The sequence below is a fragment of the Streptomyces sp. NPDC091281 genome (assembly GCF_044757425.1).
Taxonomy (GTDB): Bacteria; Actinomycetota; Actinomycetes; order Streptomycetales; family Streptomycetaceae; genus Streptomyces.
The window spans coordinates 1-20,057 of the sequence record NZ_JBIVUY010000018.1 but is presented as its reverse complement, the minus strand read 5'-3'; the positions used below and the strand labels follow the sequence as shown (position 1 = coordinate 20,057).

Below are 20,057 nucleotides of genomic sequence, written 5' to 3'. Positions count from 1 at the left end.
GGACACCACCGTCCCGGAGCGGGCAACGAGGCACACGCACAGGAGGCCGGACATGACAGGTCCACTGGACGGCAGGGTCGCACTGGTCGCGGGGGCGACCCGGGGCGCGGGACGCGGCATCGCCGTCGAACTGGGGGCGGCGGGCGCCACCGTCTACGTCACCGGCCGCAGCACCCGCGCCCGCCGCTCCGAGTACGACCGCCCCGAGACGATCGAGGACACCGCCGACCTGGTCACCGCGGCGGGCGGACGCGGCATCGCCGTCCCCACCGACCACCTCGAACCGGACCAGGTGCGGGCCCTCGTCGCACGCGTCGACCGCGAACAGGGCCGCCTCGACGTCCTCGTGAACGACATCTGGGGCGCCGAGCACCTCTTCGACTGGGACGCGCCCGTCTGGGAGCACGACCTCGACAAGGGCCTGCGCCTGCTGCGGCTCGCCGTCGAGACCCACGCCATCACCAGCCACCACGCGCTGCCGCTGCTGCTGCGCCACCCCGGCGGACTGGTCGTCGAGGTCACCGACGGCACCGCCGACTACAACCGCGACACCTACCGCGTGAGCTTCTTCTACGACCTCGCCAAGTCCTCCGTGCTGCGCATGGCGTTCGCGCTCGCCCACGAGGTCGGCCCGCGCGGCGCCACCGCCGTCGCCCTCACCCCCGGCTGGATGCGCTCGGAGATCATGCTCGGCCACTTCGGCGTCGAGGAGGACACCTGGCGCGACGCCCTGGAGCGGGAACCCCACTTCGCCATCTCCGAGTCGCCCCGCTACGTCGGCCGGGCCGTCGCCGCGCTCGCCGCCGACCCGGACGTGGCCCGCCGCAACGGGCAGTCCCTTTCCAGCGGCGGCCTCGCCCGCGACTACGGTTTCACCGACCTCGACGGCAGCCGCCCCGACGCCTGGCGCTACCTCGTCGAGGTGCAGGACGCGGGGAAGCCCGCCGACACCACCGGCTACCGCTGACCCCCAGCCCGCAGCCGCCAGATCCCAGATCCCGGACCCTGGACCCTGGACCCCGGCATTTGGCCCGTCGCCCCCGTCCGACGGCTTGAGCACGCGGCCCGTCACCCCCCCGTCCGACGGCTCAGGCGTCGTCCGGCCCGTCGTCCCCGACCGGGGCGGCGGGCCAGCGCGCCCCGTGCCCCGGCGGCAGCTCCAGATCGGCGCGGACGGCACCGTAGTACACCTGCCGGGCGGCCCGCTGCCGCTCCAACAGGGCCAGCCACGAACGTGGTTCATGCGTCGCGGTGCGCACGAAGCGCTCCATCTCCATCACCACCGTCACCCAGGTCCGGGCCGCCTCCACCACCTCGGGGCTGCCCAGCATGATCAGCGCCTCCCCGGTCGGGTCGCGGCCGTCGGTGGCCTCCGCCATCAGCGGCTCAGCCTCCGCGAACGGCATCGGGTGCGGATGCGGGTCGTTGCCGAGATGGGCGGAGACCCGGTACGTCAGCACCACCGACTTCTTCAACGTCCGCGCGTAGTCGGCGTACACGGCGAGCCGCCGTTCCTCCCAGCGGGCCGCCCGCTCCCGCCGGAACCGCTCGCGGTCGCTGCGGGCCAGCGCCAGATAGGACCCCAGGGCGCCGATCACGACACCGATGAGCGCGGGGAGTTGCTGGAGGAAGGACGCCATGTGCGCACCGTATCCGGGCCGTTGACCAGGTCGGCACACGGGACCGGGCCGCCGCGCGATCGCCGTACCGGGTGCCGGAGCGGGTGCCGTGTCCGGGGCCAGGGCAGGGCGGTCAGCCGGTCGGTGCCGCCGCCAGCGCCGCGAGCACCCGGTCCACGTCGGCGTCCGTGGTACGCCAGTTGCTGAACGCGGCCCGCAGCCCCGGCACCCCGCCGAACACGGTCGGCGTGAGGAAGGCCTCCCCGGAGGCGGCCACGGACCGGGCGAGCGCGGCCACGCGCTCCGGCGTCGGGTCCTCGGACAGCGTGAAGCAGACCACGTTCAGCCGGACCGGAGCCAGCAGCCGCAGCCCGTTCGTCGCGGCGATCCCGGCACCGCACCGGGCGGCGAGCGCCACGTTGCGCTCCACGATCTCCCGGTGCCCGTCCCGCCCGTACGCCGTCAGGGAGAACCAGGCGGGCAGCGCGCGCAGCCGGCGGGAGTTCTCCGGGGTGAGGTGGAGGAAGTCCGGTTCCCCGGTGGGCAGTCCGAGGTAGGGGGAGGCGTTGTGGAAGACCCGCGTCTGGAGGTCGCGGCGGCGGCTGAACTGGACGGCCGCGTCGTAGGGCACGTTCAGCCACTTGTGGAGGTCCACACAGACCGAGTCGGCCGCGTCGAGCCCGTCGACCAGGTGCGCGTGGGCGGGGGAGAGGGCGGCGAAGCCGCCGAACGCGGCGTCCACGTGCAGCCAGAAGTCGTGCCGCTCCCGCAGCGCGGCGATCGCCCGCAGGTCGTCGAAGTCGACGGTGTTCACCGTGCCCGCGTTCGCCACCACGATCGCCGGGCGGCCGTCCAGCGCGGAGAGCGCGGCGTCCAGGGCGGCCACGTCGACCGCCTCCCGCCCGCCGGGCAGCACCGGCACCTCCCGCAGCCGGTCCCGGCCGATGCCCAGCACCGACAGGGCCTTTGCGACACTGGAGTGCGGGGTCCCGGACAGGACGTGCACCGGTCCGAGCGCGGCGGCGCCCGCGTGGGAGACGTCCACGCCCCGGCGCTCGCCCAGCCACTCCCGGCCGATGGCGAGGCCGACGGTGTTGGAGACCGTGGCGCCGGTCACGAACGCCCCGGTGTGCTCCTCGCCCAGGCCGAACAGCTCCCGCAGCCACCGCACCGTCTCGTGCTCCAGCGCCGCCGCCCAGGAACCGGCCGCGCCGGAGCCGTTCTGGTCGTAGGCGCTCGTCAGCCAGTCCCCGGTGACCGAGGCGGGTGTGGCGCCCCCGGTGACGAAGCCGAGGTAGCGGGGTCCGGCCGACGCCGAGAACCCGGGCGCCCACCGGTCCGCGAACCGGGCGAGGGCGCCCTCGGCGCCGGTGCCGTCGGCGGGCAGCGGGGCCGGTCCGGGCGCCCCGTCGAGGCGGGCGACGGGGCGGGCCGCGAGACCGGCCAGCTCGCGCGCGGCGAAGTCCTGGGCGGACCGGAGCAGATCGGGGAGCCGGGAGAGGTCGTCGGCGAGGTGGCGGTGCATGCCGGGAGCGTAGGGCGGCGGCCGGGCCGCGCACCCGGTCCACCGCGCGGAAAGTGGACCGGTTACCGTCGTCCGCGCGGGACGGGAACCGGCTACGGTCGTCCGCGCGGGACGGACCTCGACGCCGTCGACCGGAACGGGGGCGGACCCCCGACGCCGTCGACCGGAACGGGACCCCTTACCGTCGGCCAAGGCGTCGCCGTCGTCCGACCCGCCGGAAGTTCACCGTTTCGCTACAGCCCGCGCAGGGCCACAACCGAACCGGCGCCGGGCGGGTCTAGTGGGTGGAGTCGCCGGAATTCGGGCCAGGGAGAGGGCAGTCATGGGGGACATACGCAGACGAGGAGCCGTCGTGCTCGGCGTCACGGGGCTGATCGCGCCGCTCACGCTCGCGCTGGGCGCCGCGCCCGCGCAGGCGGCGAGTTGCAGCACGCAGGCGGGACCGCACCAGAAGCAGGTCGAGAAGTTCCTCGGCCGCCCGGTCGACGGCAAGCAGTCGTCGGCCGACTGCAAGGCCATCCGCGCCTTCCAGACCAAGCACGGCATCACGCCGAACATCGGCTACGCGGGACCCGTCACCTGGGGTGTGATGGATCTCATGAACAAGCAGAAGGCGGTGGGCAACAAGCCCAACAAGGCGGGCAAGTGCCCGACCAACAAGGGCCGCATCGCCTGCGTCAACCTCACCCTCCAGATCAGCTGGATCCAGGACGGCAGCAAGCTCGTCCACGGCCCCGTCCCGGTCCGCACCGGCCGCAACGGCTACGAGACCCGCACCGGCCTGAAGAAGATCTACTGGCGGAACATCGACCACGTGTCGACCATCTACAACGTCCCCATGCCGTACGCCCAGTTCTTCGACGGCGGCCAGGCCTTCCACTCGGTCGGCGTCAGCATGTGGAACCCGCCGGGCTCGCACGGCTGCGTCAACATGACGAAGACCACGGCGAAGAAGTACTGGTCGCTGCTGAAGAACGGCGACGACGTCTACGTGTACGGCCGCAAGCCGGGCACCTGACAGACCCCCGCGCCGAGGTGCGGGGCAGGTCCGTGAGGGGTGCGCGGACAGGTGTGTGACGGGCAGACGGACGTGATCAGTGACACGTCCGTTTTGTCTGTTTGTCACAGGTATTGCTCACGGCCCCTTCACCTCGGACGCCGTAAGATTCACACCATGTCCACCACTGTTGAACCCCTCTCCGAGCGATCGGCCGAAGAGGTCAACGAGGAGATCCGGGCCCTGTGGCTCCGGTCGGGCGGGACACTGACGGGCGAGCAGCGCAAGGAGTACCAGCGGCTCGTCCTGGAGTGGGCCTCCGTGGCCCCCCAGCCCGACGAGGCGGCCTGACCGGCCGTCCAGGCCGAAACCACGTCCCGTCGTCCTCTTCCCGTTGACCCCGTGTCGACCCGTCGCCCGCGTGCCGTCCGCCCCGTGCCGACCCACCCGTCGTCCGTGGCCCGCGTCACGCCGACCGTCGTGACCCGGCCCCCGTCTCCCGGGGGCCATCAACCCGCCCGCGCACTCCCGCCCGCTCAGCTCCAGGTCGCCGAGTAGCGCCGCTGGTACGCCTTGCGGTCCTGCTCCGCGCGGAGATAACGGGCCCCCACCAGCGCCACCAGACTGCCCGCGATCACCAGCAGCCCCGGACCGATGACCCGCGGGTCCGTGAGCCGCGCCGCCAGCGTCGCGCCGATCCCGTCCCCGGTCACCGGAGCCGTCGCACCCGGCGTGACCGCACCCCCGCCCGACCCGCCGTCCCCCGCCGCACCACCGGTCGTCGACGGCGCCTGCGCCGCCCCCTGCGAGGCGGTCGGCGCGGCGGCCCCGCCCGCGTCCGTGCCCCCGGACGGCGCCGCCACGATCAGCTGCACCCCCAGCTGCTCCAGCGCCTTCGTCACCGGCTGGAAGAACGTCGTCCCGCCCGTCGTGCAGTCCCCGCTGCCGCCCGAGGTCACCCCGAGCGCCACCCCCTCCGAGAACATCGGGCCGCCGCTGTCGCCGGACTCCGCGCACACCGTCGTCTCGATCAGCCCCGACACCGTGCCCTCCGGGTAGTTCACCGTCGCGTCCAGGCCGGTCACCTCACCGTCGCGCAGCCCGGTCGTGCTGCCGCTGCGGAACACCCGCTGCCCCACGGCCGCCTCGCCCACGCCGGTGATCCGCACCCCGTTGCCGTCGCCGATCGCCACGACGTCCGCCCCCGCCCCGGCGTCCCCGCTCGCGTACCGCACCAGCGAGAAGTCCGACCCCGGGAACGTGGAGTTCACCGTCTGCCCGACCCGCCGCTCCGCCTGGTTGTCGGCGAACCAGGTCGAACCGGTCGGCCCGCAGTGCCCGGCCGTCAGGATGAAGTCGTCCGACCCGTTCGTCACGTTGAACCCCGCCGAACAGCGGCCGTTGGTCGACAGGATGGGCTGCGCGCCGTTCAGCCGCGTCGTGAACGTGCCCTCGGTGCGCTCCATCCGTACGAAGCTGCCCGCGCCCGCCGCCACCCGCGTCAGCCGGGACCAGTCGGCCGCCGACACCGTCCGGTCGCCCCGCACCACCACCTGGTTCGCCTTGTAGTCCATCACCCAGGCCGTCCCCGCCACCCGCGGCGCCGAACGCAGCGCGCCCGCCGCCGACTTCAGCTCGTTCATGCTGTGCCCGACGACCTTCGCCTCGGCCCCGGCCGCACGCACCGCCGCCGCCGACCGCTCGTCGGTGACCGCCACCACCGGCCGCCCCTGCGCGTCCACCCAGGTGCCCGCCGTACGCGCCGCGCCCAGCCGCTTCACCAGGTTCTCGCCGGTCGCCGCGACCGATCGCGCCGCCTTGTCCGCCGCCCTGGTCGCGCCCGCGGGCTCCGTGGCCATCGCCGCCTGGGTGACCATGAAGCCGCCCAGGAGCAGTCCGCCGACGGCCGCCAGCCGTGTCGCCCGCCGGACGGTCCGTCGTCGTACGTGCCTCATGCCTTGGCTCCCGAAACCCCGAACGCGCGGTCCACACCGCGGGGGCCCTCCGGTCGTCGAGCGCCCCTGGCTCCCATACGTGCGCGGACGCCCCCGCGTTCAGCGAGCCGCTGATCGTCCACGCGCACCGTGACCGCCCGTCAGCCCCCGGCCGTACCGGTCAACGGGCTTCCCCCGCAGCCGAGTTGTGTGCCGCGTCGGCCGTGCCGCGCTCCGCCTCCGGGCCGAGCCGGGCCCAGCTCTCCTCGTCGCCCCACACGGCGTCCGCTCCGGTGAACGTCCGCAGCAGCCCGCCGAGCACCGGGTCGCCGTGCCCGGCCAGCTCGTCCGACGCGATGCGCTGCGCGGTCCCCGCCAGGAAGTCCGCCAACTGCACCCGCGCGTCGTCCCGCGCCCGCACCAGCCGGAACTCCACCAGGGCGATGCCCCGCCGCCGGGCCCGCTCCTCGATCCACCGGATCCGCTCCGGCGTCAGCATGTTCTGCCGGTCGTGCGTCAGCCGCACCGGCCGCCCGCCCGCGCTCCAGTGCGCCGCGGTCGCCACCACCGACGGCAGCAGCGGATCGAGCAGCGGCGCCACCACGTACGGCCGGTCCCGCACCTCCTCTCGGTAGGCCAGCGCCCGCTCCCGCGCCCCGCCCAGCCGCTCCAGGACCTCACTCGCGCCACCACCGGGACGCTCGCGCGCCAGCCGGTCCACGGCGCGCAGGAACCCGTCGACAGGCGCCGGCGCGCCCGGCGCCCCGTCGGACCGGACGCGCAGCAGCCGGTTGGCCGCCGTCAGGAACTCCGGCCACGCCGCGTCCCCCACGGCGGGCCGCCCCGTACGGAACAGCGTCACCGCCGCCGCCGGATCGTCGAGCAGGAGCCCGGCCACCCGGTCCACCACTAGGAACGCCTTCTCCACCAGATGCACACGGGCGTGCCCGTCCAGCGGCCCGGCCCGCGACAGCAGCCACTCCAGCACCGGCCGGTGCTTCTCCCGCAGCAGGTGGTTCGCCTTGTACTCCTCCGCCGGCGAACGAATTCGGTCGCGGATCTCCCGTACGTACCCCTCGGCCACGTCGACCGGCATCCGCACCCCCGCGTGCGCGAACACCGGCGTGTTCCCCGCGACGAGGTTCTCCCCGTCCGACCCCGACTCGTCGCAGGCGACGTCCACCACGCCCGCCGCCCGCGCGCCCGACGGCCCGAGCGCGGATGTTGTCCGGTTCCGGTGATCCCAGGTCATGTACCTGCCCCCTTAACGTGTCGCCATGACCAGGATCTCGCACGACGCGCCCGGTGAACCGAACCCCCTCCGCGCCCTCGGTCTCGACCGCCTCCGCCGCCGTACGAGCATGAAGTGGCGCACCCACCCCGACGACGTCCTGCCGCTGTGGGTGGCCGAGATGGACGTCCCGCTCGCCGAACCCGTCGTCCGCGCGGTCACCGACGCCCTAGCCCTCGGCGACACCGGCTATCCGGCGGGCACCGCCTACGCCGAGGCGCTGGCCGCCTTCGCCGCGAAACGCTGGGACTGGCACGGCCTCGCCGTCGAACGGACCGCGATCGTGCCCGACGTGATGATGGGCGCCGTCGAGATGCTCCACCTGGTCACCGGACCCGGTGATCCGGTGGTCCTGAACCCGCCGGTGTATCCGCCGTTCTTCCAGTTCGTCGCGCACATGGACCGCCGGGTCACCGAGGCGCCGCTCGGCGCCGACGGGCGCCTCGACCTGGACGCCGTGGCCCGCGCCTACCGGACGGCCACCGCGGGCGGCGGGCGCGCCGCGCACCTGCTGTGCAGCCCGCACAACCCGACCGGCACCGTCCACACGGCGGACGAACTCGCCGCCCTGGCCGCCCTCGCCGACCGGTACGGCGTCCGCGTGGTCGTCGACGAGATCCACGCCCCCCTCACCGCGGACGGCACCCCCTTCGTGCCGTACCTGAGCGTGCCGGGCGCGGAGAACGGGCTGTCGCTGATGTCGGCGTCCAAGGGGTGGAACCTCGCCGGGCTCAAGGCGGCCCTCGCGGTGGCGGGTCCGGCCGCCGCCACCGACCTGGCCCGGCTGCCGGAGGAGGTCAGCCACGGACCGAGTCACGTCGGCGTCCTCGCCCACACCGCGGCCCTCACCGACGGAACGGCCTGGCTGGACGCCCTGTTGTCCGGGCTGGACGCCAACAGGCACCTGCTGCGGGAGCTGTTGGCCGAGCACCTTCCCCAAGTCCGCCACCGGCCGGGTGAGTCGACCTATCTCGCCTGGCTGGACTGCCGTGCCCTCGGCCTCGGCGACGATCCGGCGGCCGTCTTCCTGGAGCGCGGCCGGGTCGCGCTCAGCGCCGGTCCCGACTTCGGCACGGGCGGCGCCGGGCACGTACGGCTGAACCTGGCCACCACACCGGAGATCCTCACCGAGGGCGTACGCCGGATGGCGTCGGCGCTCGCCTGACCGGGCGGGTCGGCCTGCCTACACTTCCGGGATGGACGCAACCTCGCTCGACACGCTGGCCGCGGGCAAGTACCTGCTGATCACCAGCTACCGCAAGAACGGGACCCCGGTCGCCACGCCGGTGTGGGTGGTGCGCGACGGGGACGCGCTGGGCGCCTGGACGGCCGCCGACTCCTGGAAGGTGAAGCGCATCCGGGCGCGCGGCGACGTCCTCGTCGGCCCCTGCGACCTGCGCGGGCGGCCGACCGGCCCCCAGGTCCCCGGCACGGCCGAGATCTGCGACGAGGCCACCAGTGCCCGCTACCGCAAGCTCATCGCCCGCAAGTACGGCGTCACCGGCCGCCTGACGCTGCTCGGCAGCCGACTGCGCCGGGGGACCAAGGGGACGGTGGGGGTGCGGATCACCCTCTGACCGGCCCCCGGAGGGGTGCCGAGCGGGAGGGCGCTCAGCGGGGGAGTGCCGAGTGGAGGGGGGCCTGAGCGGGCGGGGGCGTGTGCCGGTCGGTGGGCGCCCCCGCCCGGTCGGGACTACGCCGGGTCCGTCACCGTCCCCGTCCGGACCGGCTCGCCCGGGAGCGGGCGGCCGCTGTCGTCGGTCAGCGCGATGCGGAGCGTCTCGGCGGGCTCCGCCACCGTGTCCCGCACGGTGGGCACGGTGACGTCGAGCGAGACGGTCCCCGCCGGGATGCCCATCCACACCCACAGGTCGGCGTCGGACAGCGGGCGCTCCGGGTCGGCGGGGGCGCCGGACGTGTCCGACAGCCACTGCGGGTCCACGTCCTTGGTGGAGAGCGCGGCGCCCTCGGTGACCGGGAAGAGGCGCACGGGCGCCCAGAGATCGACGGCGGCGGGCTCGGAGAGCGAGATCCGCCAGGCGAGCGTGCCGCCCTCGGTGACCCGGTCCGTGACCGGCGTCAGGGTGGTCACGGGCGCCGGATCGTCCTCGACGGCCGTGACGCCGCCCCGGTGGCTGCCCACGACCGCGCCGCGCACCGCCTTGGCGACCATGTCCTGCTGCCGCCCGTAGCCGTAGACGGTGTCCCCCTTCACCGTCACCGGCACGTCGACGGGGGTGACGCCCGGCCGGACGGTCACCAGCCGGTCCACGGCCCGCCCGGTGTCGGGGTCGAGCACGGAGAAGCGGACCGTGCCGCTGCCCTGCCCGGAGACCCGCACCGGGATGCGGTAGGTGCGGCTCCCGGAGTCGCCCTCCTCGACCGAGAGACGGCCGATGTCGACGCGCGGCAGCTTGGCGGCGGTGACCGCCGGGGTGCCGGGCGCCCAGCCCCAGGCGTCCATCAGCCAGGCCCGCCCGGAGGCCGAACGCGGCGTCAGCTGAAGGGACTTCACATGACGCAGGTCAAGTCCCGCGCGGGTGGCGGCGGTCAGCGGGACGCGCAGCTCACGGGCCCAGTTGGAGGCGGTGCGTGCGCTGCCGGGCAGACCGTCCACGGTGACCCGGCCGAGCACGGCCCGGCGACCTGCGGTATCGGTGACGGCCACGTCGAGCTTGGTGCCGGTGGTGTTCGGCGGGACGAACACCCGCAGCGCGAGCCGCTTCGCGCCGGACAGGGAGACCGGCTTCGGCGGGGTGACCTTCGCCGCCTTGCCGGGCGTCGACCACTTCAGCGCGACCGCGCCCCGGCCCGCCTCCTTGTCGGTCTCCCACGACGCGAAGTGCGGTGAGGCGCTGTCCCGTTCACCCAGGCAGGCCCTGGCCGGGTCGGGGTCGACCGCCGCGCACAGCCTGCCCCCGGTCACCTTCACGGGAGCGTCGGGCAGGAAGCCGCCGGTGCGGCGGGCGCCGACCGCGTGGGTCAGGACGCGGGCCGGACCGGCGGACGGGGCGCTCTTCCCGGAGCCGTCCAGCAGCGGGCGCACCCGGTCGTCCCCGGCGACGAACAGCCGGGCCGCGGCGGCGACATAGGCCGCTCCCGCCCGGTGCTGCCGGTCGGCGGTCAGCCGGGTGCGGGTGCCGGGGGAGCACACGGGGTCCCGGTGTTCCGGGTCGTCGTAGAAGTCGTCGTCCGAGGGAGCCTGCGAAGTGCCGGGCGTCCACTCGGAGTTGAAGAAGTTGTGGTTGGCGCCGACCACGTACACCGCGCTGTGCAGGGCGGTGCCCCGGCTCACCCCGCGGGTGCCGTCGACGTACACCTCGCCCTGGAGGTCGGAGACGTCGCCGTCGCAGCCCGGGAGGATCGTCATGGAGGGGACGTCGGCCACCGGGTTCTGGCCGAAGATCGTCGGTCCGACGAGGACGGTCCCGCGGATCTTCCAGCGGACCGGGCCGCGGTAGCCGTCCTGCGCCTTCGGCGGCGGGTAGAGGCTGTCCATGGCGGCCCGGTTGACGCCCTCGCCGCCGCGCGAGTGCCCGTACAGCAGCACCTTCGACAGATCGGCCTTCGGTACGCCACGCACGCCGGCCGGGGCGGTAGCGGGGCGCGCGGCCCAGTCGGCCCAGCGCGCGAGGTGCTGCCGGACGAGGGAGGAGCGGGCCTGCGCGCCGCCGTCGTCGGCCTGCCAGTCCTGGCCGTTGATCCCGTTCGCGGAGATCGACACGGTGACGTAGCCCTGCGAGGCGAGCAGCTTCTGGTCGCGGACGTAGCCCTTGTGGCTCGGTATCGCGCGGGTCCCGGCCGGGCAGGGCCAGTCGCCGGTCACCTCGTCGGTGCCCGGCTTGTAGCAGGTGCTGTGCCGCCCGTGCAGGAACAGCGCGAGCGGACGCTTGCCGGTGGCGCCCTTCGGCGAGACGACCACCGCCCGCATCTCCACCGGCTTCGGGAAGCCGGGCAGCTTCACGGGGGCGAGGTCGTAGGAGCCGGTCACCGTGCGGTACGCGCCCGGCTTGCCGGGGTCCACCGGGTTCGCCGGGAGCGCGGCCGGGGGAGGCGCGGCGGCGCTCGCCGTACCGCGCTTCCCGGGACCGGAGTCGCCCGGCGGCACGTCCAGGCGGCGCCCGCTCGCCAGCACGCTCAGGTCCTTCAGGGCCTCGGCACCGGGCAGGTCGGCGCCGCGCGGGTCGGCGGGGTCCAGGGAGAGCCGGAAGGTCCGCCCGTCCCCGTCCGCCCGGGGGACGCCGAGGAGCCGTCCGCCCGCGTGGAACTCCACCCGGGCGTCGCCCATGGGCACGGGCCGCTCCGACCGCCAGACGAGGGCGCGCCCCGCGCCCTCGCCGGCCAGCCGCCAGCCGGGCGGCAGCGCGTCCGCCGCCTCCGACGGGGTCGTCGCGGCCGCGGGTATCGGTCCGTCGGGGGGACCGGCCTGCGCCGGTCCGGGTGCTGCCGCCAGGGCCGCGAGCGCGGCCACGGCGGTGACGCCGATGCGTCCGGCACGGATCAAGGGTTCACTCCTCGCAGTCGGAGCGCTGGGCCCCGACCGTCCGGGAACCCCTCGCGTCACGGAGGAGACGAAACCCGCCCGCCAGGTTGCCTGTTGTGATCGATTCCGTCCGCCCGGAGGCGGAATCCAGTCAGTGCCAGCCGCGGAACGGCTCGTCCAGCAACTGGAAGACCGGCTCGCCGCGGACCGGGTCCTTCGCCGTCGACAGCCGTACGCGGTCACCGCTGTGAATACCGATCAGCGGGCCCATCACCCGGCCCCGCACCACGAAGCCCTCGGCCATCTCGACCAGGGAGACGTTGCGCGCGGACGGGGTGTTGCGGTGCACCACGGTGGTGTGGCGGACCGTGCCGGTGCCCTCGCTGCGCTCGGTGCGCAGATCGCTGCCCTGGCACACCGGACACAGCAGCCGCTGGTACATGGCGGTCGCGCACCAGGTGCAGCGCTGGAAGAGGATCGCGTCGGTGTCCGTGCCGGTCCGCCGGTCGAGGAGCCCCGCGACGGAGCCCGGCGCCTGCGGTACGGCGCTTCCTGAGTGGTGGTACACGCTGGCCAACTCCCTGCACTCGACCGGGTTTCCCTGGGTGCGCGGCGCCCCCGCGCACAGGCGTGCCCGGTTCGCCGTGCCACCGTGCACGGAGCTCAGCGTATGGCACTCAGTGCCAGGCGTAAAGGTACTGCGTACCCCGAATCTGGGGCCGATCCGGGGCGGTTCGCGGTGGCCCCACGGCGATTCCGCGGCGTTCCCACCGCAGTTCCGCGGCGGTTCCGTGGTGGTATCACGGCGTTCCCGCGGCGGTTCCGTGGCCGTGCGGGTGCGTCGCGGCCGCTTCAGCGCCCGCCGCCGGGCGTCCGGCCGAAGGCCGTCTCGACCTCTTGGACCACGCGCCACAGCGGCGCCCCGCGCCGCGAGACGACCACCACCACGTCACGGGGATCGCCCGGATCACCGGGTTCGTATTGGGCGCCAGGGTCGCCGGGGTCCATGAACTCGTGCGGGCCGCGCGGGAGTTCGGCGGAGGCTCCGGCCGGGTCCGCGAACGCGGCCTGCACGTAGGCGAGTGCGTGGTCCACCGTCGTGCTCGGGTCGTCGCGGCCCGCCGAACGGAGCCAGGAGCGCAGGGCGTTGTTGTGCGCGGCGACCACGGCCGCCGCGACGACGTCGGCGCGCAGCGCGCCGCCCGGCAGGTCCGCGAACCGGGCCCGGAGGTATCCGGCGAGGGCCCGTTCGTAGCGCCACACCACCGACAACTCGTAGGCGCGCAGGCCCGGCACCTGCCGGGTGAGGCCGTAGCGCTGCACGGAGAAGGAGGGGTTCTCCGCGTACATGCGCAGCACCAGGCGGGCCGCGTCGCACACCCGCCGCACCGGCTCGGCGGTGGGGTCGCTGACGGCCAGGAAGGCCGTCATGTCGGCCAGGCAGCGCTCGTGGTCGGGGAAGACCACGTCCTCCTTCGAGGGGAAGTACCGGAAGAAGGAGCGCCGTCCGACGCCCGCGAGGGCGACGATGTCGTCGACCGTCGTCTGCTCGTAGCCGCGTTCCAGGAACAGCGTGAAGGCCGCCGCGACCAGGGCGTCCCGCATGGACGGCTTCGCGGCGGCGGGCCCGGCGGACGTCCCGCGGTCACTGGCGCTCATGGCAGGGAACGTAACACCTGACCCACGGCGACGGCACTCGGTTCCCTCCGCGGGGAACCGAGTGCCGTCGCCGTGGTGTGCGCCCGGTGGGGCGTCAGAGCCGTTCGGCCGCCTCCACCACGTTGGTCAGCAGCATCGCGCGGGTCATGGGGCCGACCCCGCCGATGGGCGGCGCGAACGACCCGGCGACGTCGCTGACGTCCGGGTGGACGTCCCCGAGGATGCCCTCCACGGTCCGGGTCAGGCCGACGGACAGCACGGTCGCGCCCGGCTTGATCCAGTCCGGGGTGACCATGTGCGCGACCCCGGCCGCCGCCACGACCACGTCCGCGACGCGCGCGTGCGCCGCCACGTCCTGCGTGGCCTCGTGGCAGAGCGTCACCGTGGCGTGCTCGGAGCTGCGGGTCAGCATCAGGCCGAGCGGGCGGCCGACGGTGACCCCGCAGCCGATCACGCAGAACTGCTGGCCGGTGATCGGCACGTGATTGCGGCGCAGCAGGTCGATGATGCCGCGCGGGGTGCAGGGCAGCGCGCCCGGGATGCCCAGCACCAGCCGCCCGAGGTTCGCCGGGTGAAGGCCGTCGGCGTCCTTGACCGGGTCGATCAGCTCCAGCACGGCGTGGGTGTCGATGTGGGCGGGCAGCGGCAGCTGCACGATGAAGCCGGTGCAGGCCGGGTCCGCGTTGAGGCGCAGCACGGCGGCCTCGACGTCGGCCTGGGAGGCGTCGGCGGGCAGCTCGACCCGGATCGAGGCGATGCCGACCTGGGCGCAGTCACGGTGCTTGCCGCCGACGTAGGACCGGCTGCCCGGGTCGTCGCCGACCAGGATGGTGCCGAGGCCCGGGGCGATGCCGCGCTCCTTCAACGCCTCGACACGCAGCGCGAGTTCCTTCTTGATGTCGGACGCGGCGGCCTTGCCGTCGAGCAGTGTTGCGGTGGTCACGGAAGTCCAGGGCCCTTCGGGAGACGGCGGAGGCGGCGGAGCCGGCCGGGGACGACGCTCCGGAACCGGTCGTACGATCCGATACCCGGCACCCTCCATCGTACGTCCCACCGGCCCCTCGCCCGTCCGGCCCGACCGCGGCCCCCCTGCGATCTCTCCCCAGAGCGCGACGTACAGTCACCGCACCGCCGTAGCGGTGAAGCGCCCGCACGTCCGCACCACCAGGGAGCCCGCATGTCCGCCGCCCGCCGCCCCCGCCTCCTCTACGTCACCGACCTCGCCTACGAGGCCCGCGGGCGCCGCTACGGCGACGAGGACGTCCTCCTCACCTCCCGGCTGCGCGCCCACTTCGATCTCGCCCTCTGCCACCCGCTGGACGCCGCCGCGCTGATGGACGCCTTCGACGGCGTCGTCGTCCGCAACAGCGGCCCCGTCCTCGGCCACCGCAAGGAGTACGAGGCCTTCCGCGCGCGGGCCCTGGCCGCGGGCACCCGCGTCTACAACCCGCTCACCGGGCGCGCGGACATGGCGGGCAAGCAGTACCTGCCCGACCTGAGCGCCCAGGGCTTCCCGGTCGTCCCCACCGTCGACCGCGCCGAGGACCTGCACCGGCTGCCCGCCGCCGACCGCTACGTCGTCAAGCCCAAGCTCGGCGCCGACTCCATCGGCCTGCGCGTGGTCGCCGCCGACGCCCTGCCCGATCTCGGCGACGGCGCCACCCTGGTCCAGCCGCTGGTCGACTTCGAGCACGAGGTGTCGTTCTACTTCGTCGACCACGACTACCAGTACGCCCTCTACGCCCCCGACCCCGAGCGCCGCTGGCGGCTGGAGCCGTACGACGCCACCGTCGCCGACCTGGAGTTCGCGCGCCGCTTCGTCGAGTGGAACGGCCTCGCGCACGGCATCCAGCGCGTCGACGCCTGCCGCACGCGCGACGGCGGACTCCTCCTGGTCGAGCTGGAGGACCTCAACCCGTACCTGTCGCTGGACGCCTTGGACGACACGCGCCGCGACGCCTTCGTCACCGCCTTCGTCCGGTCCCTGCACCGTTTCCTCGCCGACTGAACGGCGCGCCGGGCCGACCGGGCCGCGTGGCCCCGCCCGGCCCGTTGAACCCGGGGCGCCCGCCCTCCGTATCCCTCCCCGAGGAATTCCGGTACGGACGGAGGGAGAGCGGCGTGCCGGCACCAGCGAGGCCCGGACCGGAGGACGGGACCGGCGGGGGCGGCCCCGTCCTGGAGCCCGTCCGGGTGCTCAGACCCCGCAACACCGACGCCCTCGCGGAGCTGTTCCGCGAGCTGACCGAGGACGGCGGCCCCTACGAGGCCGTGGAGCCCCTGGCGGAGACGCCGACCGAGGAGATCCCCCCGGTCCCCGCCGCCGTCCCGCCCCCGGGCCGCCGTGCGGAACGGCGCGCGGGACGGCGGCGGGCCGGGCCGCGCGGCGCGCTCGTCGCCGCGGGCGTCGTCCTCACCGCGGCCCTCGCCGGATTCGGCGCCGCCCTGCTGCTGGACGGCGGCGACGGCGACCCGGCGACCGCCCGCATACCCCCGGCCACCGCCCCGGTCCCCGACCCGCCGCCCGCGGCGGCCGACGACCCCGACGGCCCCGGAACCCTCCGCGAGGGAGCCACTGGCCCCGAGGTCACCGACCTCCAGCAGCGCCTGCGGCGCGTCCCCGACGTCTACGCCGACGGCGCCACCGACGGCCGCTACGACACCCTCCTCACCGAGGCGGTGGCCCGCTTCCAGCTCTGGTACGGCGTCCGCGGCGACGAGAGCGGCGTCTACGGCGACGACACGCGCCGCGACCTGGAGGCGCGCACCTGACCCGCCCGCCGGGAGGGCCGCCGCTCAGGCAGGAGCGTCCGGCGGCAGCCGGATGTCCAGGACGCAGACGTCGTCGCGCCGCTCGGGGTCCAGCAGCGCGCCGAGGAGCCGTTCCAGCGGCTCGGCGCGGTGCTCGTCGGGCGGCGGCGTGCCCGGGACCGGTACGGAGGTCGTCGTCGCGGCGCGCGCGAGGCGCTCCAGACCGCGGTCGATGCTCTCCCCGGGCCGCTCGATCAGACCGTCGGTGTACAGCACGATCCGGTCGCCCGGCGTGAGCAGGCACTCGGCCTCGTCGTAGCGCGGGGTGTCGCCCGCGCCGAGCAGCATGCCGACCGGGCGGGCGAGGTAGCGGGCCGTGCCGTCGCGCAGCAGCAGCGGCGGCGGATGCCCGGCCTGGGCCCAGGTCAGCCGCCGCTCGCGCGGGCTGTAGCGGGCCAGGACCATGGTCGCGGTGCCCAGCGGGTCACGGGAGTGCAGCAGCAGCGCGTTGAGGCGGGTGAGCGCCCCGGTGAGCGAGGAACCGGTGATCACCATGCCCTTCGCGGTGAACCGCAGCAGCGCCATCGTGGCGACCGCGTCGATCCCGTGCCCCGCGACGTCGCCGACGACGAACAGGGCGTCCCCGTCGGGCAGGGCGACGGCGCTGAACCAGTCGCCGCCGACGTTGAGCCCGGCCTGCGCGGGCAGGTAGGCGATGTCGACCCGCAGCCCGGACAGCAGGACGGGCCTGCTCGGCAGCGGCAGCAGCGCCTCCTGGAGGCGACCGGCCACCGTCCGCTCGGACTGGAGCACCCCGTGCTGCACCAGGTTGGCCCGCTCGCTGGCGACTAGGGCGAGTTCGGCGCTGCGCTGCGCGGTGAGGTCCTGCACGAAGCCGTGCACCTCGACGGGCACGCCCCGCTCGTCGCACACCGCCTCGGCGACCACCCGCAGGTGCCGGATGCCGCCGTCGCGCGCGACCGTCCGGAACGGCAGGTCGCAGGGGAGCCCCTCCCGCACCAGCAGCCCGATGGCGCGGGCCAGCGCGGACACCTCCTCGGGCAGGGCCAGCGCGGGCAGCCCGGCGAGCGCCACGGCACCCCCGGCCGGGTCCCGGTCGAAGACCCGGAAGACCTGAGCGGACCAGGTCACCTCGCCGGTGACCAGGTTCCAGTCGGCCCAGCCGAGGTTTCCCAGCCGCTGGACGTCCGCGAGGCGCTGCCGCTGGCGGGCCGAGGGGTCGAGCCGGATCCAGCTGACGACCAGCGCGTCCCCGACCCGCGACACCGACGCGACGTGCGGCGTCTCGGCGTCGGCCGCGGAGTCGCCGGACTCCGCGGCGTCCTTCGCGTCCTTCGCGTCCGGCGTGTCCCTCGCGTCCCTGGTGTCTCTGGTGTCCTCGACCGGTCCCGTCCCGGTGTCCCGCGCGCGGGGGGCGGACATCGCCGCGGTCACCGGTCCGGTCGCGGTGCGGCGCCGGGCGGACAGCTCGCCCTCGAAGGTGCGCCCGGAGGCCAGCGTGCCCAGGCAGCCGTGCCACAACGGCGACGCGGCCACGGCCGGCCAGCACTCCAGGAACCGCAGTCCGACCAGGTCACGGCCGACGCGGCCCAGGCTGTCGGCGGTGCCCGCGGTCGCCGCCGCGATCCGGAAGTCCTCGGTCGCCCCGTCCGCCGTCCGCACCGGGGTGAGCAGCACCGCGGCGACTGGCAGCCGCTCGAACACCGCGCGTACGGCGTCGACGGTACCGCCCGCCGTGAGGTCCTGCTCCGGGAGCCGTGGTGCGAGGGTGCGCAAGGGGCCCGCGCAGAGCCGTGCGGCGGCCGTCAGCCGCTGCCGGGCCGCAGGGCCGAAGGGCCCTTCCCGACGGCGCAGGACGCCGAGCACGCCCAGCACCGGGCGGGTCTCGGAGCCCTGGGCACCTCGGGCGACCTGGGTGGTCCGGTGGGTGGGGGCGGCCTCGCGGTCGGTGCCGGGCGGGCCGTCGGCCGTCACCGGCAGCCAGGCCACCGAGCCCCAGGGCGCGGGCGGTTCCCCGGCCGGGGAGCGGTGCGCCGGATCGGCCGGGCCCTCCAGCCAACGGGCCTCACCGAGGTCGAGGGCGAGGTCGAGTCCGGGGTCGGGGCCGTCCGGTCCGGCGCCGGTGGACAGCGGCGGCACGATGCTCCACCTGCGCGCGTCGGCGTCGTCGATCCCGGCGTGCCCGATCAGTTCCGGTTCCCTTCCGCCGGGCTGCCGGGCGAGGAGGACCACCGCGTCGGCCCCGGTGTCCGGGCCGAGGTGCTTCAGCAGGACGCGGGCGAGACCGTGCGGGCCGTCGGCGCGCAGGAAGGCGCGGGCGAGCCGGGCGCGCGCCTCGGCCTCGGCCCGGTCCGGGGCCGGCCCGCCCGCGAACGCGGGCGCCGGGCCGGTGCTGTCGGGGGTGCCGGGAGTGCTGGCAGGGGTCCTGTCCTGGGCGATGCCCGCGTCCCGGCCCGGACCGTCGCCCGCGTCCGGACCGTCGCCCGGGTCGGGACCCGGACCGGGACCCTCGGGGCCCGGACCGCCGCCCAGCGCGCCCAGCGTGGCCCAGCACTCCTCCAGCAGGCTCCGGCCGTTCTCCTTCGCCCGGCGCGACAGCGCCTCGCGGGCCGCGTCCGGGGAGCGGCCCGTGCGGGCCATGAGGGCGCCCGTGGCGCGCTCGACCAAGGCCGTGTTGGCGGCCGACTCGCGTAGCCGGTCCAGTTCGGCGCGCTGGCGGGCCACGACCTCGGCCAGGGCCGCGACCTGGGTCGGGGGTGTCGGTCCGGGAGCGGCGCCGGAGGGGGCGGCCCGGGCGGATTCGCTCGTCACGACTTGAGCATGGCACAGCCGCCGCGTTCCGATCACGGTCCGGCGAAACCCTCTCGTAGGCGAGGACGCGGGCCGACGCGCGCGGGCCGGGGAGCCGCGCGGACGTCCCCCGCCACCACGCCCCGGACGGCGGCCGGGCGGGCCGCGAAGACCGGCCGGACGGGCGCCCGGGGACGGCCGGAGTGAGCCGGGGGAGGGGGGCTCAGCTGCGGCTCAGCGTCCGACGCTGCTCTCCACGAGCGCGTCGCTGACCGCGCGGACACTGCGCGCGATGTGCTGGAGCTGAAGGACTTCGGCGGCGTACAGCTTGATCGTGTGTTCGATGACGGACTCGGGCATGCCCAGCCGGGGCAGGTCGGCCCGCGCGGTCTGGAGCGCGGTACGGGCCACCCGGATCTCGTGCTGGACCTGGATCTGCGCGTGGCGGGCCAGCAGCACCGGATGACGCAGGAGCGCGGGATAGCTCGCGTAGCGCGCGGGCACCAGCTCGCGCAGCCACTTGGCGGCCGAGCGCTCCCAGTCGTAGCTGCCCGGCGTCTTGACCTGGCACGGCCAGTCCGGGCTGATGCGCGTAGTCGTCAGGGGCATGATCTTCGCTTCCGGTGTGTGGCGTCGGGACGGTGGTCCGACGGTTCGGGGCGGCCCCGGCCCAGGGGTCGGCCGGGGCCGCCACGGGCACTCGCACGGGCGAGGCCCCGAACACCCCGGTCGCCGTCCCGGGCGGGAGACGGCGACACCGGGTGCCCGTGTGTGCGCCCTTGGTGGGCGGGTGCGGCCGTGAGCAGTATTTATATATGCCGTCGTCTTTTCAAGGAGTATGAAAACATTCATGCTCGATTGGTCCGCAATGAGCCCTCTGGGTTGTACCAGTGGGGGGTGCCTCTATGTCTTTCGTCAAGCGAGGCGTGGGGTTCGGGGTTCGTAGAAGGTGCCGTCGCGGAGCATCGCGAACAGCACGTTGATCCG

The 20,057-nt window shown here is 75.0% G+C and carries 17 protein-coding genes; 7 read left to right on the top strand and 10 right to left on the bottom strand.

The window, feature by feature from the left end:
* Window positions 1-52 precede the first annotated feature (52 nt).
* Window positions 53-967: an SDR family oxidoreductase gene (locus ACIQPQ_RS34925; RefSeq protein WP_401312263.1), complete on the top strand. Its 915-nt coding sequence runs from the start codon at window positions 53-55 to the stop codon at window positions 965-967.
* Between the two features lie 121 nt (window positions 968-1,088).
* Here ACIQPQ_RS34925 and ACIQPQ_RS34920 read toward each other — a convergent pair whose 3' ends face one another.
* Complete coding sequence (locus tag ACIQPQ_RS34920) at window positions 1,089-1,640, bottom strand: hypothetical protein (protein WP_401312261.1); 552 nt, start codon at window positions 1,638-1,640, stop codon at window positions 1,089-1,091.
* A 112-nt stretch (window positions 1,641-1,752) separates the two neighbouring features.
* On the bottom strand, window positions 1,753-3,144 hold the full coding sequence (locus ACIQPQ_RS34915; protein WP_401312258.1) for a pyridoxal phosphate-dependent decarboxylase family protein: 1,392 nt from the start codon (window positions 3,142-3,144) through the stop codon (window positions 1,753-1,755).
* 322 nt (window positions 3,145-3,466) lie between these two features.
* On the opposite strand from ACIQPQ_RS34915, the gene ACIQPQ_RS34910 reads away from it, so the two are divergent.
* Window positions 3,467-4,162, top strand: a complete 696-nt coding sequence (locus ACIQPQ_RS34910; protein ID WP_401312256.1) for a L,D-transpeptidase family protein — start codon at window positions 3,467-3,469, stop codon at window positions 4,160-4,162.
* A 156-nt stretch (window positions 4,163-4,318) separates the two neighbouring features.
* The gene (locus ACIQPQ_RS34905; RefSeq protein ID WP_383781848.1) at window positions 4,319-4,492 is read left to right on the top strand and encodes a hypothetical protein; all 174 of its coding nucleotides are present in this window, start codon (window positions 4,319-4,321) and stop codon (window positions 4,490-4,492) included.
* A 185-nt stretch (window positions 4,493-4,677) separates the two neighbouring features.
* Here ACIQPQ_RS34905 and ACIQPQ_RS34900 read toward each other — a convergent pair whose 3' ends face one another.
* Window positions 4,678-6,096 (bottom strand): S1 family peptidase, encoded by a 1,419-nt coding sequence (locus ACIQPQ_RS34900; protein ID WP_401312253.1) that lies wholly within the window; start codon window positions 6,094-6,096, stop codon window positions 4,678-4,680.
* 160 nt (window positions 6,097-6,256) lie between these two features.
* Window positions 6,257-7,327: a DUF3800 domain-containing protein gene (locus ACIQPQ_RS34895; RefSeq protein ID WP_401312250.1), complete on the bottom strand. Its 1,071-nt coding sequence runs from the start codon at window positions 7,325-7,327 to the stop codon at window positions 6,257-6,259.
* A 25-nt stretch (window positions 7,328-7,352) separates the two neighbouring features.
* On the opposite strand from ACIQPQ_RS34895, the gene ACIQPQ_RS34890 reads away from it, so the two are divergent.
* Window positions 7,353-8,531 (top strand): MalY/PatB family protein, encoded by a 1,179-nt coding sequence (locus ACIQPQ_RS34890; protein ID WP_401312249.1) that lies wholly within the window; start codon window positions 7,353-7,355, stop codon window positions 8,529-8,531.
* A 31-nt stretch (window positions 8,532-8,562) separates the two neighbouring features.
* Window positions 8,563-8,943, top strand: a complete 381-nt coding sequence (locus ACIQPQ_RS34885; RefSeq protein WP_383781857.1) for a PPOX class F420-dependent oxidoreductase — start codon at window positions 8,563-8,565, stop codon at window positions 8,941-8,943.
* Between the two features lie 116 nt (window positions 8,944-9,059).
* Here ACIQPQ_RS34885 and ACIQPQ_RS34880 read toward each other — a convergent pair whose 3' ends face one another.
* The 4 genes from ACIQPQ_RS34880 to ACIQPQ_RS34865 form a co-directional block, all read right to left on the bottom strand.
* On the bottom strand, window positions 9,060-11,870 hold the full coding sequence (locus ACIQPQ_RS34880) for a hypothetical protein (protein ID WP_401312246.1): 2,811 nt from the start codon (window positions 11,868-11,870) through the stop codon (window positions 9,060-9,062).
* A 130-nt stretch (window positions 11,871-12,000) separates the two neighbouring features.
* Window positions 12,001-12,417: a Zn-ribbon domain-containing OB-fold protein gene (locus tag ACIQPQ_RS34875; RefSeq protein ID WP_401312529.1), complete on the bottom strand. Its 417-nt coding sequence runs from the start codon at window positions 12,415-12,417 to the stop codon at window positions 12,001-12,003.
* 284 nt (window positions 12,418-12,701) lie between these two features.
* Window positions 12,702-13,508 (bottom strand): TetR family transcriptional regulator, encoded by an 807-nt coding sequence (locus ACIQPQ_RS34870; protein ID WP_401312243.1) that lies wholly within the window; start codon window positions 13,506-13,508, stop codon window positions 12,702-12,704.
* A gap of 94 nt (window positions 13,509-13,602) precedes the next feature.
* The gene (locus ACIQPQ_RS34865; RefSeq protein ID WP_401312240.1) at window positions 13,603-14,451 is read right to left on the bottom strand and encodes a bifunctional methylenetetrahydrofolate dehydrogenase/methenyltetrahydrofolate cyclohydrolase; all 849 of its coding nucleotides are present in this window, start codon (window positions 14,449-14,451) and stop codon (window positions 13,603-13,605) included.
* Between the two features lie 234 nt (window positions 14,452-14,685).
* Between ACIQPQ_RS34865 and ACIQPQ_RS34860 the strand changes: the two genes are divergently transcribed.
* Window positions 14,686-15,516 (top strand): hypothetical protein, encoded by an 831-nt coding sequence (locus ACIQPQ_RS34860; protein WP_401312237.1) that lies wholly within the window; start codon window positions 14,686-14,688, stop codon window positions 15,514-15,516.
* A gap of 113 nt (window positions 15,517-15,629) precedes the next feature.
* Window positions 15,630-16,280, top strand: a complete 651-nt coding sequence (locus ACIQPQ_RS34855) for a peptidoglycan-binding protein (RefSeq protein ID WP_401312235.1) — start codon at window positions 15,630-15,632, stop codon at window positions 16,278-16,280.
* Window positions 16,281-16,304: 24 nt separating this feature from the next.
* Here ACIQPQ_RS34855 and ACIQPQ_RS34850 read toward each other — a convergent pair whose 3' ends face one another.
* Together ACIQPQ_RS34850 and ACIQPQ_RS34845 are read right to left on the bottom strand one after the other, a co-directional pair.
* Entirely contained in the window at window positions 16,305-19,091 is a 2,787-nt protein-coding gene (locus ACIQPQ_RS34850) for a SpoIIE family protein phosphatase (protein WP_401312233.1), read from the bottom strand.
* Window positions 19,092-19,304: 213 nt separating this feature from the next.
* Window positions 19,305-19,679 carry a hypothetical protein gene (locus ACIQPQ_RS34845; RefSeq protein ID WP_383778832.1) on the bottom strand — a complete coding sequence of 125 codons (375 nt, stop codon included), beginning with the start codon at window positions 19,677-19,679 and terminating at the stop codon, window positions 19,305-19,307.
* Between the last annotated feature and the right edge of the window lie 378 nt (window positions 19,680-20,057).